The organism is Chitinophaga dinghuensis (assembly GCF_003259435.1).
Classification (GTDB): Bacteria; Bacteroidota; Bacteroidia; order Chitinophagales; family Chitinophagaceae; genus Chitinophaga; species Chitinophaga dinghuensis.
This window is the reverse complement of the sequence record NZ_QLMA01000005.1, coordinates 509,051-523,905: the sequence shown is the minus strand read 5'-3', so window position 1 is coordinate 523,905 and position 14,855 is coordinate 509,051. Positions and strand designations below refer to the sequence as shown.

The following is a 14,855-nucleotide window of genomic DNA, read 5'->3' as shown; positions in this document are numbered from 1 at the left end:
GGGCTGCGGTTTTACGTGGCATAGCCGAGTCCGGGTTATCTTTAAATAGGTTTCATTTGCTGTATTCTCTAAGATAGAAAAAAAATCGTTGCAAGATAAATTTATCCGATGAGCATAGCAGATGCCCAGGTAGGCTTGATATCCGGTTCGAGGAAATGAATGAGGGACAGCCCGATACCACTAATGCCTTCCAACACGTTATGGCTGCTCACATAATTAGGATAATGATAAAATTTATATCCGGCGGGGCCATCTGTCCAGGTATTCTGACTGGCAACAGTCTGATACCAGTAGGCGGCATTCTGCAGCAAGCGGTTATCTTGTAACCGGATACCAGCCTGCTGCATCATTAATGCTATCCCTGCGCTTCCGTGACAGAGACAGGCATCATGTACTGCGCCATTTTTGATGTCGCGGGTGGTGGCAATTTGTGTGAACATTTCTGCAGAATAATGTAGCCAGTCGGATTTTTGCATACGCTCGCCCGCATCCAGTAGCGCCTGCGCTATACCAAGATCTCCATAGCACCATCCCAGCCGACTATTCACATCTCCCGCTGTTTCCCCATTATCATCTATCAATACCGGGAAAAGGGAGGTGCCCGGAGCAGATGTCGCTTTACGGGTAGTGAGCAGCCAGTCTACCGCCGGACCAATCAGCCCCGGAATGATATCTTGCGCAATACCTTTCTCGTATATGCGTGACAGTACGGAAATAATGGCCGGGTTACCATGTGCCAGGCCCAGGTTAAACATGTTCCGGTCCTCGTTTTCCAGGCTCATGGTAGAGAACTGATCTCTCCAGGCAATACCTGCCGGCATTTTATGTGCATGTTGTGCCAAAGCAGCCACCAGTTGTTCCAACTGCTGCCGGGCAGCAGGAGAGGGGAGCCGCGCTAAAAAGTAAAGTGCCACGCCTAATCCCTGATGGAGGAAGTCCATTTTATCAATCTGTATTTCGTCCTGCATAAATTTGGCTAATGTGGTATCCAGGTCGCCAAAGGTTTCATCCAGGTCCACGGGGTCTATGTAGCCCATTTCTGCCAGGTGCAGAAAATGCCAGGCAATGCCGGAAAGTCCGCTGCAGTGCCCACCGCTGAGAGACATGGTGGAAATGGCATCAAGACTGCGTTGGATAACGGTATACGTCAGGTCGAGATGCGATTCCTTTCCGGTCAACTGGTAATAATTGGCAAAGAAGAGGGCGGTACCGGAATAACCTCCCAGTAGGCCCGGATATTCTCCTTCAGCGGCGAACTGGGTCAGTTCTGTGCTGATATCTTCCAATATTGCTGCTGCCAATTTTTTATCATCCATATGTATGTAATTTATGACTAAAAAAGGCAAAACATGTACTGCATGCGTACATGTTTTGCCAATAGATTAATTGCGATTACAGGTGGCAAATGCCAATATAGGTAGATGCCGGTCTGCGAATTCGCCGGCAGCCGTTAAAGCAACCGGATGGGGATTAGAATCTGCAGGAGTCAATGCTGCAAATAGGGGCGCCCATGCTGGTATTAGCAGCAGCGTTACCACCATCTACACACCTGAGTGTGCAGGTTGCAACAGTAATTGCATTAGCAATGGCCTGAGGTTGAGCAGACAAGCTAGCTAATTTAATTCTTCCCAGTTGAAGTTTTTTCTGAGATGGCTGTTTCATAAAACGGAATTTTTATGCGAATGAAAAATCGACGTTTTAGTGTCTGCAGGAATCTACACTACAGATAGGCGCACCCTGGCTTGGGCAAGCAATTTTTATAGAAGAAAAGCCTTCTCCCATATTTGCGATGCTAGGTCTTTGACCCAGATCAGCTACCTTAATTTTGCCTAAGTTCAGTTTTTTAACTACAGCTTTTTTCATACGAGGTGTTGTTTAACGGTTAATTCAGAGTAATTAGAAACAAGTGTCCTTAGATACTGGCGGAGTGCATTTTGCCATCAGGCTGCAGCCAGTGTAAGTAGGCGCTTTTGCATTTACTTCACGACCATTTGTGTCCAGTTTGGCAACTCTGATTTTGTTCAATGTGAGCTTTTTAGCTGTTGTTTTTCTCATAACCAATTTTTATGGATTTAGTGATAAATGTGCAAGCGGTTTATTCGAGGATAATATTTTTGTTTCCTTAGTTTCGTACAGGTTGTTTCATAAAAGTAGGAACAAACTGCATTGCATATCATCACGGAAAAGCGTGATTTTTAATTAGATGTTTAAACTTGAAATATCCCGGTTTTACGTGATGTTCCGCCAAGGCATTAACATTTACCTTCATTCCTATACGTAGAAAAGATAACCATGACCCGCTCCGCCAATTTTTATGCAGTAAGAACGCCTTTACTGCCCGTTGAATACCTGGATCGCCTCAGCCACCTTACGCCGGAAAACCTCGCCGCTGCTATGAAGGAGCTATTCGCTGATCCCATCCTGCAGGATGCCATTTATATCGCCTCCCCAGAACTGTTTCAGGAAATGAAACGCTGGATGGAATCGGATTCCCTCAGCGAAAAAGATACCGCCAAACTGTCCATGTCGCTCTACCGATACCTGCTGCGAATGGTGGCCAGATGTACCCCATACGGACTTTTCGCAGGCTGCGCTACTGGTAACGTGGCCGACTATACGTCGGTACAACTGGGAGCGCCGGAAGAACACCTGCGGCATTGCCGCTTGGATATGAACTATGTGGCGGAACTGGCGGCATCTATTACCGCCATACCGGAAATAAAGGAGCAGCTGCTGTTCTATCCCAATAATTCCATCTACGCTTCGGGTAGCCGCTTCCGTTATGCGGCTTATACCATCCGCAATAAGTACAGAAACTACTTCCTGACGGCCGTAAATAAAAGCGATTACCTGGAAACCATTCTCCGCCAGGCGGCCAATGGCGCCACACTGGAAACCATACGGCAGTCTATCGTCAGCGAAGAAAATGATATCACCTGGTATGATGCAGCCGAGTTTACAGAGGAATTGATGGCCAATCAGCTGCTGGTCAGCGAATTGGAAGCTACCGTAACCGGCCAGGAGTTTTTTACCCGCCTCTGTAACCGCCTGGCCACCATGCCGGAAGCTGCTGAAATAACCCACAAACTATCGGCTATCAGAGACCTACTGCGGCAACCTAACATTCATGCATATACGCAAATAAATCAGATAGTGAAGGAACTGCTGCCCACCACCAGCAACAAGGACCTGTTGCAAACAGATCTCATCCTCCATACCCACCAGAACCAGCTCTCCACGAAAGTGACAGATGAACTGACAGCAGAGGTCTCCTCCCTGCTGCAACTAGCCCGCCCCGGTATTACACCGGATCTGGATCAATTCATTAACGCATTTTCCTCGCGGTATGAAAGCCAGGAAGTACCGCTCCAACTGGCCCTGGATACAGAAGCTGGTATCGGCTACGGAAGCAACAGCGGACCGGGATCGGATCATACGCCGCTGCTGGATGACCTGGTATTACCTGCCTCCGAAAACAATGACCCTATTCAACGTTCCCGCATGCTGTATTTCCAGTTGCAACGACTACAGGAATCAAGGGCTAAAGGAGCACAAAACATCACGCTTACAACAGAAGATATCACCTCCCTCATTGAACCTGGCACCAAGAAATATCCGGCCAGCATGTATACCATGGGTAAACTACTGGCAAAGGATGCCGCAGCAATGGATGCAGGCGATTACCTGTTTGATATGAGCGGTTGCAGCGGCCCCTCCGCAGCCAATCTCCTGGGACGCTTCTGTCATGGCGATGCGGCACTACTGGAACATGTAAGGTCTGTATTGAAACAGGAAGAAGCGCAGCAACCAGATGCCATCTTCGCGGAAATAGCGCATCTGCCGGAATCCAGAACCGGTAATATCCTCATGCGCCCGCAACTGAGAGACTATGAAATTGTATATCTCGCTGCCAGCGAAATGCCCGCAGAGCAGCAGATTCATGTAGACGACCTGCTGGTAAGCATACAGAGCGGAAAGGTTCGGCTGCGCTCCAAACGCTTGAATAAATGGGTAATACCAAGGTTAAGTACTGCCCATAACTACCGCAATGGCCTGCCTGTCTATAAATTCCTCTGCGATATCCAGCACCAGGACTATCACCCCGCCTTCAGTTGGCAATGGCTGGTTCCGGACGACTGGTCCGCACTGCCAAGGGTCACCTATGGCAAGTGTATCCTCAGCAAAAGAATGTGGATGTGGCGCAAAAAAGAAACGACGTATAAGGCTGGCAGTTATATGCCGCTGATCGACCAATTCTGCAAAGAATGGGAGCTGCCCCGTTTTGTGCTGGTGACAGAAGGAGACAATGAACTGGTGATAGACCTGAATTGTATAGCGGCCCGTCATCTCCTGGGTAAAATTATGGATAAATCTACCCAGGTCATGCTCCAGGAATTCCTCCAAACCCCAGATCAATGTTGGGTGACCGGACCAGGCGGCCACTATACAAATGAGATCATCCTGCCGCTGATGAATGAGGAAGGCGCTATTGGACTACCAGTTGTCTCCCCCAATAAACCCGATATACAACGTTCATTCCTGACCGGCGGCGAATGGCTTTATGTTAAACTATACTGTGGTTCCAGAACAGCAGAAGATATGCTGCGGGAAATTCTGCAGCCACTGGTCCAGTCTTTACAGGAAGATGAGATAATTGAAAAATGGTTCTTCATCCGCTACACAGACCCGGATCATCATTTGCGCATCCGGTTTTATAATAGTAGTAGGCCCGACTTCTGGCAGATCGTACTGCAACGGCTATACGCCGCATTGCAGGAAGCAGAAAATGCTCTGCTGATCCACAAAGTACAAACAGATACTTACGTTAGGGAAATTGAACGTTATGGCGTACAAACAATGGATTTCAGCGAATCTGTTTTTCATATAGACAGCGATTTTGTACTAGCCATCACTCAGTTGCTGGATGAAGAAGCAGGAGAAGATTACCGCTGGAAACTTGGAGTAGTAGGAACCGATCAGCTACTGGATATCTTCGGATTCACCATGGAAGAAAAATCCAAATACATGCAGCAATTGCAACAGGGATTTTTTCTGGAATTCAAAGGCAATAAAGCTTTACAACAGCTGTTAAATGATAAATACAGGAAGGAGTCTGCCGAATTGCATACGATGCTCTCGGGAGAACTTCCCGAAGAAGTACTGGCATTGATGGAACAACGGAAAGTACGTATGCAGTCGGCTATTGCGGCACAAGGTAATATAGAAAAATATGAACTGTTGTCCAGTTATATCCATATGTTCCTGAATCGTTTCCTGCTCGCTGGCCAGCGTAAACATGAACTGGTCATTTATCATTTCCTGGACCGGTATTATCAATCCCAACAGGCCAGGATGAAAAAGCAGGAGAAAATAAAAGAGATTTCCTGAACAGGCTTCATTGGATACTAAAATGGCTAATAAAACAGGGGCCTGACTTTCACAAGCCAGGCCCCTGTTATGATTAAAGATATTTATTAAGGATTGGCTTGCACTGCGGCATTCACCAGATCATTTACATACATTCTTAATTTCGTTTGATCTTCAGGATCTAGTTTAGCAGCTGCTTCTTTCTTTTCGAAATCCACTTTTAAGGCGTCTATTTTGTCCATGTATTGTTTAGCCTTTACGCCGCTATTGGTATTGATTAAATCGGCTAAATACTTATGAAATTCCAATGCCAGGGATTTCGCATTTTCTTTTTTAAAGCTGGGTACATTTACCTTAGCCATCGCCGCATCGATATTGGCCTGAACGGCAGCGTCTGCAGCATTGACGGCACTGGCGTCGCTAGCAGCCTGAGACGCAGCGGCATTCTCTGCTGCCTGAGCGGCCTCATTGGATTTCTGTACGGCCTCTCGTTCATCGTGTTTTTGTGGATTCTGACATGCCACCGCAACGGTAGCAGACAGAACCAGTAAATATCCTGCAAATTTCATAATGCATGTTTTTGTTGGTGTACGGAATATTTGTCCATATTCCCAAACACAAATGAGGGATATTTGGTTTAATAGATATGACCGTACAACAACCGCGTGAAACGTCCAACGAAACCAAATTCTGGAGAGCTTTCCGTATTTTCCTGGAACGCAGATTCAGCCTGCAAACAGAGAAAGCAGACGAACAAGAAGTAGTATCCTCCATGCGCAAAAATGCAGAATTCAGAGGCGCTAATCTATGGACATTGATCTTTGCCATTTTCATTGCTTCTATTGGACTGAATGTGAATGCTACTGCCGTTATCATCGGCGCTATGCTGATCTCGCCTTTAATGGGGCCGATTATGGGCATTGGAATGGGCCTCGCCATCATTGACCTGGAACTGCTGAAGAAAGGAGGAAGAAATTTATTGATTGCTACCGCTATCTCTATCGCTACATCTACCGTCTATTTTTGGCTTACGCCCCTGCATGAGGCGCAATCGGAACTCCTGGCCCGCACTACGCCCACTGTTTGGGATGTCTTTATCGCCTTTTTCGGCGGACTCGCAGGTATAGTGGCTTCCACCCGAAAAGAAAAGACAAATGTGATTCCCGGCGTAGCCATTGCTACCGCTTTGATGCCACCACTCTGCACTGCAGGCTATGGCCTCTCTTCCGGTAATTACTATTACTTCTTAGGCGCACTGTATCTCTATTTTATCAATAGCGTTTTTATTTGTCTGAGTACCTATCTGGGACTACGTTTCCTGAGATTTAAACAATTGCGGTATGAGAATAGTAACTACTCCTCCAAAGTACGTCGTTACATGTGGCTCATTATCATCATTACCGTGGTGCCCAGTATTTATCTTACCTACAGAATTGTACAGAAAAGTATTTTTGAAAGCAATGCCCAACGCTTTGTAGACGAGAATTTCAATTTTGCCAATTCTCAGGTCGTGCAACGTTCTTTTGTATTTAATGAGAAAGGCAGTAAAATAAGTCTCCTCCTGGTAGGCGCACATCTGAACGATTCTACGTTGGAGGCTATACGAAATAAATTACCGGTATACCGACTAACAAACGCCACCCTGGCGGTTAGACAAGGATTGAATGCCGAGAATAAGATCGATATTTCGCAGATCAGATCCAGTATTCTCGCGGAAATAGTATCCACTGCAGAAAGGGAGCCGGCGCCAACCGAAGCCACTGTACCAGACATCGGAGCGGAGCTGAAAGCGCTCTATAACGGCGTGCAATATTATTCCGCTGCTGAAATGCCTTTTCATCATGCCGGAACGGCTGCGAAAGATTCCCTGATGGTAGTGATCGTAGGGATGTCCGGTAAAGTGACCAGTACCGATAAAGTCAGAATGTACGCCTGGTTGAAACAGCGGCTGAGAAAGGATTCTATTAGTCTTGTTATACAACCCGTTGCTATAAAGAAATGATAAAAAAAGCCGGTGATGAACCGGCCATTTTTATATAATATTAATTTTAGAGAGACACTTTCCATCCTTGTTTCTTCCAGTAATCGATGATTGGTTGATAAGGACCATACTTATGTTGAGCTACGCTGAATGTATCCGGAAAAGGGCCATGGTCGTAGTCGATCGCCTTTTCCCTGATGTTCGGATAATCAAAGCTTTTAGGGTTTGGACGGGCATGGAGGGCATCGTTGTTCACAAACGCCGCTATATCTAATGCTTCTGCATCTGTGAGTACTACGCCGTTCTGTACTTTATCATGCGGCATATTATTTTTCAGCCATTCCGCTTGTTTTACTACCCGATGCATGCTGGACCCTGGCTGATAGGACTCCGGTCCCCACAGTGGAGGATAAGTATAGGCGGTTTGCTCCGGCGTTAACTGGCCTGCGCCATCTTTTCCGTGACAGCGGGCACAATTCTGTTCAAAGAGTATGCGTCCGTTTTCGGGATTAGCCGCAGTAGTGGGGAGGTCCAGCTTGCGGTTTTTTTCGCCATAATAAGATTTCCCTTTAGGCGCATAAGTGTTAATCCATTTCAGGTAGGAGAGGAAGGCCACCATCTCTTTACTATCCAGCGGCAATGGTTTCCCATTATGCGGCCGTGTGACGCAGTTATTGATACGTTCTGCTAAAGTCAGTACTTTCCCTTCCCTGGCCCGATATTGCGGGTAATGCTCATGTGAGGCGATAAGATTGAAGGAAAATGGTTTGGTACCCGCATCCTGATGGCAGTTGGTACAACTCATCAGGTTACCGGTATACTTTCCTGCACTGCCTTTAGGTCCGATAAATTGCGCGGTATGAAGCATTAGCTCCCGACCGTAACGTACTGACTCCCCAAACTGATCATCAGGGATATTTTTCAGGTCGATAACGATATGCGCCTCTTCTTCTTTTGCAGCAACAGGCTTGTTGTCCGATTTACCTTCGGCTTCCGGACCACAGGAAGATATGGCCATGACGCCTGTTATGCCTAATATAGCTATCACAATGATGATACGTTTCATCGCGCATGTTTTAAAGTTAAAAAATTAGTGTTCATAGCCAGGCCGGTTGATATAAGGCGCAACACTTGCTGCCGGTATGAAAGAGGCCCTGTAGGAAGACATCCCTGTTTTCAGCAACCACTGGAAACGCCCTTCCAGATTGGTGAGTACCACCGTATTGCGCTTGGTAGCACATACCAGCAAAGAATGATCTCCTATGCTAAAACTGCTGCCCATACGCTCGTTGTAATACTCCGGCGGTAATTTGGTGTCTGTAACGGAAACGGCTGTACGTTTATTTTCGTCCAACCTGAATACCAGTGTACGGGATGTTTTCTTACTAACGCCGTTATCAAAGAACATCAGGTTGCCCTGGTGATTGATATGCACAGCATGTGCCTGATCAAAATAGGCCGTATCGGGAATTTGGAAATCGCCGTTTTTGCCGAATGTCCAGATATGCTTGCCACTATGGGCATCAATTTTCCAGATCTGGCCATTGTTGTAGAAAGAGATCATGTAATTTCCGTCCTGATCAATAGCAATACAGTTGGCATGCATCCAGTCGTGCTTGTCTTTCAGTATATTTTTGTCCTGCAATGGATCTATGGCATCAAAGGCCGTCCATTTCCATACCTGGCGTCCATTCCGATCGAGCACAAGAATGCCGTCTCCCTTTACAGTGTCGCTAACGCTACCGCCTATACGACGCAGATCCATTACTTTTTCTTCCACGCAAAGGGTGATTAGCTGACCGGCTTCATTTTCCAGGATTTCATGATGGATGGTTTGTTTGAAATCGTTTTGGCCTTTCTTCAGGTTCAGGAGCGTATCGCCGGTGAGGGAAACTTCCAGGATCTGATCGCCGTAGCTGGTTTCATATCCGGGGCCACCGAGTAATCCTAATACCGTGTGGTTTTTGGTGAAACGTGCCACTTTATACCCTGTTCCCTGTACCTGGTGATACCAGACGATTTCCCCTTTGGCATTGACCATACAAACCATTCCGGGATCATCTCTTTTGGTAAGCATCACATAGCCTTTTTTGAATTCGGCTGGCAAAATGGAGCTATCCGGGCATATCACCTGGAAGATATCTTTCAGCCAGATAGGCATGCTGTTGGTGGTGAAATCATATATTTTACTTTCCCGGAGACGCGTGCCATGGCCGGTCAATATCCTGTATTCATAGGCGGTGGCAGGCGCCAGTCCTGTCATGATGATCTCATGCCGGAGCTGATGGTTGGATAAGGGCGTCTGTGATTTTTTAGCTGCTTGTCCTTTAGGCCAGTATACTACTGCGGCATCTGTGGTATCTGTACATTGTACGGCTACCATTACTTTCAGTGCATTTTCTCCGGCTGGTCGGAGCACAATTTCTGTTACGTCGTTACTGCGCTGTTGGAAGCAAGCGGTCAAAGTCAGCAGCAACGAGGCTGCCACTGAAAAAAGTGGCAGCCTGCGCTGTGTGTTATGCAATAGATTCATGAGCATCGTGTCTCCCTTAGTTACGTCTGTCGCCATTGTTCAGACTATGGTTCATATCTACTTGTGCCTGTGGATAAGAGAAATATTTATCTCTGGGCATACTGATGGTTTGGGTCAGATTCACCGTCTTCAGATATTTATTCACTACCGTTTCATACTTACCCATGCGGATCAGGTCCTGACGGCGTTTGCATTCGAAGAAAAACTCCCAGCCGCGTTCCTGCAGAATGGCATCCCGCAATGCGTCCTTGGTGAACGTAGTGGCATCTCCCAGTAACGGCGCATGTGAGCGGCCTTTCACACGGTTGATCAGGTTGATGGCTTCTGCTGTAGGGCCACTCAGTTCATTGATCATTTCCGCTCTGCTCAACAGGATATCTGCATAACGGAGAATCGGAAATACGTGTCCATCATAGTAAGTAGTGGAGCCGTTAGGATCTGCAAACTTCTTGGTGGCCACATCCGGCATGTAATAGTAGCCGGTAGGCGGTTTTGTGGAACCATCCGGCGACTGCATATAATGTAATCCATCTGTACCGATGTAATCATAGTAGAACATCTGTTTCCGATCATCCTGGTCGCTGAAGGTGTTCCAGAAGTACCAGGTAACCGCGAAATACTGCCATCTGTCTGTTACCTGCGGGTTGTTCAGCGGCCCGAAGTGGTTCATGATTTCCACGGCATCTGTCAATGGATCTGCCAGTGCATAGAAAATACTTTCCTGGCACCATTTGTTTTTTTCTGCAAACAGTCCGGAGTAGGACGGATACAGGTCATACCCCAATGTCATCACTTGTGTGGTCAGGTCCAGTGCTTTCTGATATTCATGTTCCCGCATGTACAGTTTGCAGAGCAGAGCCAGGGCAGCGCCTTTGGACGCGCGTCCGATATCGTTGGTGCTATAAATGGGGTTGCTGACATAATTGACAGGCAGATGTGCTGCTGCATATTCCAGATCGCTGATGATGAGTTTATTGACATCTGCTACCGGACTAGGCGCAATAGATGCAGTATAATCCGGACTGCTTTCATTCTTGGCAACGGTTTCTTCTGTCACCAGTATCACTGGTCCGAAAGCATCGGTCAGATCTACATATCCAAGGGCGCGCAGAAAGCGTAATTCGGCCGTAAATTGTGTCTTCTGATCATCCGTCAGTGCGGTCATTTTAGGAATATGATACAGCGCAATATTAGCGTCTGTTACCAGTTTATACTGATGCTGCCAGGCGAAAGCCAGGTAAGTATTGGCAGGGGCCCACTGGCATTCGGACATCAAACCTACATCGCCACCGGAGCTGGCATGCCCGATATCGGTGGTAAGATCGGAAATAGTGACCTGGAAGCCGGCATAGTACATCCAAGCATCAGAACGGCCGCTTGGCTGTTTCAGACGGGAGTAGACGCCATTGACAGCCGCTTTGGCATCACTCAGCGTGATAAAGGCATTATCGCCGGTCAGGTAACTGTATACCTTGGGTTCTACTGTTTTCTCACAGGCGGTAGCTCCTGCCAGGAGGGCCGCCAGTGCGATATATTTCAATTTCATGTTTCTCATCGTTACAGGTTAAAAATTCACTTTAAGGCCCAGTGTATAAGTGCGATAAGCAGGGAATGCGGTGTAATCCAGACCTGAGTTCATATTGGCATTAGATCCGCTGCTGTTCAGGTTTGTATTCACTTCCGGATCAGATCCCGAATATTTTGTAATAGTGAACAGGTTCTGAACGGAGCCGTATACACGAATTCCTCTGAGCGATTTCAGGAATGATTTGGCCAATGGAATATTGTATCCCAGCGTGATCATCTTACAACGCAGATAAGAAGCATTCTCCACAAAGCGGGAATTCACCATGCCGCCATAAGCGGTGGAGTAACCATCTCTTGGAATGTCTGTATGCTCGTTGGCGGTAGTCCAGCGATTCAACGCATCTGTACCCGGACCGGATTCAAGTACCAGTCTGGTAGCGTTATACAGACTATAATCCAGCGCTCCCTGCAGGAATATGCTGAGATCGAAGTTGCCAAAGGTGAAATCGTTGCTGATACCATAGATGTAATGCGGATTGGCATGACCGAGATAAGTGCGGTCGTTGGCATCAATTTTACCATCTGGTTTACCATCCGGACCACTCAGATCTTTGTATTTAGGATCGCCTGGTTTAGCATTTGGTTGTGCCGGATGCGCTTCGCCGGATTTGATTACGCCATCATAAACGTAGCCGTAGAACGTACTCAGTTCCTGGCCGGGAGCCAGGCGTGTGAAATCCAGGCCACGACCGCCATAGAAATTGGCTGTCTGTGTAATGATGTATGGCAGTCCGCCTAAATCTAAACAGGTTTGTTTGTTATAGGCAATATTCAGCGTGGTATTCCAGGTGAAGTTTTTGGTACGGAAGTTTTCGGTGTTGATAACGAGTTCCACACCTTTATTTTCAATAGCGCCGGCATTCACTGTTTGTGTCTGGAATCCATTCCAGTCGCCGATAGGAATATCGAAGATCAGGTCGTTGGTTTTCTTGCGATAGAAATCGATCGTCGCATTGAGCTTATTGTTGAAGAAGCCCATATCGATACCCAGATCCACTTGTGCGGTGCTTTCCCAATGCAGGTTTGGATTAGGCAAACGGGTAGCCACGGTACCGCCATAGCTGTCGCTGCCCTCTCCAAGAGAAACGTTGGTAGGACCAAACAGTGGGAGGTAGGTATAATAACCGATACGGTCATTACCTGTTTGTCCGTAACCGCCTCTGATCTTCAGGTTGGAAAAGATGTTGAGATCCTTGATGAACTGTTCATCAGAAGCTCTCCATGCTAGCGAGAAGGAAGGGAAGAGGCCATAGCGCTTGTTCAAACCAAATGCACTGGAACCATCGCGACGGAAAGTGGCTGTCAGCAGATACTTATCAAATAGGGAATAGTTCAGACGGCCGTAAGTGGAAGCCATTTTTCCAGGCAGCGTCTGACTGCTGCTGGTAAGTCTTTCCGTACCTGCGTCGAGGTTATGATAGAGGTAGGCGTCTGTACTGAATTTCTGAACAAGTGAATAGTGTTTGTCGTATTGATCATACTGATAAGATGCTCCCAGTACGAAGTTTACCGAATGGATTTTGTTGAAGATTTTCTTGTAAGTGAAATAACCTTCAATCAAACTTCTGGAGGTAGCGAGGTCATTTACGCTCGCTTTACCGCCTACTTTTTCGCCATCTACGAGGTCGCGTGGGAGGTAGGTTCCTTCTTTGGTGGTCGTATTTTCCACACCGCCATTTACGCGGAAGTTCAGTCCTTCTATGATCTGATAATCCAGGTAGGCATTGAAGTTTATTTTGTTTTCAAAACGATCATTAGTAGGGGCCATCAGCCATGCCAGCGGGTTATCTTTACCACGGAAGCGGGCAAATGTACCGTTGTCATTGTATACCGGTAACGCGGGAGATGCGGTTAATACGCCATACATCACGTTTGACGGAACGATATTGCCATCATAGGTTTTAAAGTTCGTATAGGCGTGAGAGAGATAGACGTTTGCACCGGTTTTGAAGCGTTCGCTGAACTGACGGTCGTAGTTGAGTCGCACAGAATAGCGGGTATAGCTGGTATTTTTCAGTGCGCCTTCCTGGTTGAAATAGTTTCCGGAAAGGGATACTCTGTCTGGTCCGCTGCCGCCGCTGATGCTGAGGTTGTGGCTTTGCACCAGGCCCGGACGGGTGGCGAGTTTGAACCAGTCGTTATCTCTGCCGCTGGCCAGATCTGCGGAGGTGTAGAAGTCGGGCAGCCCCTTTTCATTTGCCTTCGCATTCGTCACCTTCATATTATCCAGCCCATTCATTTTGCTGTATTCCTTGGAGATGCGTTGCGTACCCATGTAGCCATCGTACTGGATATTCGCTTTGCCGGATTTACCTCTTTTGGTAGTGATCATTACCACGCCGTTAGCGCCTCTGGAACCGTAAATAGCAGTGGAGGAGGCATCTTTCAGAATCTGGATATCATCAATATCATTCGGGTTGATATCTTTACCGGTTTCGGATGGAAATCCATCAACGATATACAGCGGTTCGTTGGTGGATTTGATAGAGTTACCTCCGCGGATACGTACGATGGTCTGGCCGCCAGGAGCGGAGTTACTCTGACTCACCTGTACGCCTGCAGCGCGTCCCTGAATAGCCTGGGCGGCGTTGCTGACTACCCCGCCGTTGTTCATCTGATCGCTGGAGATGGAGCTGATGGAGCCGGTGAGGTCTTTCTTTTTAGCGGTACCATAACCTACCACCACTACATCGGAGAGATGAGATACATCTGCTTCCAGTACGACTTTCAGCGAAGTGTTTTTTCCTTCGAATTTTATGGAAGATGTTCTGAAGCCCACCATGGAGAGCTCGATGGTTTCGCCTGGTTCTGCGTGGATGACGAAACTACCGTCTGGTTTAGAAATGGTTCCCTGTTTGGTTCCTTTCACGGTAACGGTTACACCGGGAAGCGCTTCTCCTTTGTCGTTCGTCACGACCCCACGGATTTCCGCTGGCGGAGGAGGAGTAGCGGCCGGTTGTGCCAGCGTTTTTGTTTTAACGATAATAGCCCCGTTTTCGATGGAATAAGTCAGTGGTTGATTGCGCATCAGGAGGTTGAGGGCTTCTGATACGGGCATCTTGTTCACAACGAGGTTGGAGCGGTTGCTTTTTTCGAGCAAACTTTCATCTGCCAGGATATTGAGTCCTGTTTGTTTGCTGATTTCCCGGAAAGCCTCTTTAGTAGTGGCATCGTGGAGGGACAGGCTTACCAGCTGCTCCTGGGCGCCGGCATGTGCCTGCATGCCTGTGGCGAGGCATAGCAGGGCCAGTAGCTTGCTGACCCTTGAACGATTCATGAAACGCCGGTCATTTGCATGCCGGGTACTGGCAATAGTGCTTAACTGCATACTTCTGCAAGTTTTGATTTAGATATGTGGTTAGGTTGCAATTCTCTTGTCTGCTGGCT

At 47.4% G+C, this 14,855-nt stretch carries 11 protein-coding genes; 2 read left to right on the top strand and 9 right to left on the bottom strand.

Annotation, left to right across the window (positions count from 1 at the left end; genetic code table 11):
- Window positions 1-101 precede the first annotated feature (101 nt).
- The 4 genes from CLV59_RS17400 to CLV59_RS28935 form a co-directional block, all read right to left on the bottom strand.
- Window positions 102-1,316, bottom strand: coding sequence for a lanthionine synthetase C family protein (locus CLV59_RS17400; protein WP_111593325.1), 1,215 nt, complete (start codon window positions 1,314-1,316; stop codon window positions 102-104).
- 154 nt (window positions 1,317-1,470) lie between these two features.
- The gene (locus CLV59_RS17395) at window positions 1,471-1,662 is read right to left on the bottom strand and encodes a hypothetical protein (protein ID WP_111593324.1); all 192 of its coding nucleotides are present in this window, start codon (window positions 1,660-1,662) and stop codon (window positions 1,471-1,473) included.
- A 36-nt stretch (window positions 1,663-1,698) separates the two neighbouring features.
- On the bottom strand, window positions 1,699-1,863 hold the full coding sequence (locus CLV59_RS28940) for a hypothetical protein (RefSeq protein ID WP_170137794.1): 165 nt from the start codon (window positions 1,861-1,863) through the stop codon (window positions 1,699-1,701).
- A gap of 33 nt (window positions 1,864-1,896) precedes the next feature.
- On the bottom strand, window positions 1,897-2,055 hold the full coding sequence (locus CLV59_RS28935; protein WP_170137793.1) for a hypothetical protein: 159 nt from the start codon (window positions 2,053-2,055) through the stop codon (window positions 1,897-1,899).
- A gap of 237 nt (window positions 2,056-2,292) precedes the next feature.
- On the opposite strand from CLV59_RS28935, the gene CLV59_RS17390 reads away from it, so the two are divergent.
- The gene (locus tag CLV59_RS17390) at window positions 2,293-5,388 is read left to right on the top strand and encodes a lantibiotic dehydratase (RefSeq protein WP_111593323.1); all 3,096 of its coding nucleotides are present in this window, start codon (window positions 2,293-2,295) and stop codon (window positions 5,386-5,388) included.
- A gap of 86 nt (window positions 5,389-5,474) precedes the next feature.
- Here CLV59_RS17390 and CLV59_RS17385 read toward each other — a convergent pair whose 3' ends face one another.
- On the bottom strand, window positions 5,475-5,936 hold the full coding sequence (locus tag CLV59_RS17385) for a hypothetical protein (RefSeq protein ID WP_111593322.1): 462 nt from the start codon (window positions 5,934-5,936) through the stop codon (window positions 5,475-5,477).
- A gap of 77 nt (window positions 5,937-6,013) precedes the next feature.
- On the opposite strand from CLV59_RS17385, the gene CLV59_RS17380 reads away from it, so the two are divergent.
- On the top strand, window positions 6,014-7,369 hold the full coding sequence (locus CLV59_RS17380; protein ID WP_111593321.1) for a TIGR00341 family protein: 1,356 nt from the start codon (window positions 6,014-6,016) through the stop codon (window positions 7,367-7,369).
- Window positions 7,370-7,415: 46 nt separating this feature from the next.
- On the opposite strand, the gene CLV59_RS17375 is transcribed toward CLV59_RS17380, so the two are convergent.
- Genes CLV59_RS17375 through CLV59_RS17360 form a run of 4 tightly spaced genes read right to left on the bottom strand, consistent with a single transcriptional unit; the run spans window position 7,416 to window position 14,796 of the window.
- Entirely contained in the window at window positions 7,416-8,414 is a 999-nt protein-coding gene (locus CLV59_RS17375; protein ID WP_211323924.1) for a c-type cytochrome, read from the bottom strand.
- 24 nt (window positions 8,415-8,438) lie between these two features.
- Window positions 8,439-9,917: an aryl-sulfate sulfotransferase gene (locus CLV59_RS17370; RefSeq protein WP_111593320.1), complete on the bottom strand. Its 1,479-nt coding sequence runs from the start codon at window positions 9,915-9,917 to the stop codon at window positions 8,439-8,441.
- Window positions 9,898-11,436 (bottom strand): RagB/SusD family nutrient uptake outer membrane protein, encoded by a 1,539-nt coding sequence (locus CLV59_RS17365; RefSeq protein ID WP_111593319.1) that lies wholly within the window; start codon window positions 11,434-11,436, stop codon window positions 9,898-9,900. Before CLV59_RS17365 ends, CLV59_RS17370 begins: the two co-directional genes overlap by 20 nt.
- Window positions 11,437-11,445: 9 nt before the next feature.
- Window positions 11,446-14,796, bottom strand: coding sequence for a TonB-dependent receptor (locus CLV59_RS17360; RefSeq protein WP_111593318.1), 3,351 nt, complete (start codon window positions 14,794-14,796; stop codon window positions 11,446-11,448).
- Window positions 14,797-14,855: the final 59 nt, after the last annotated feature.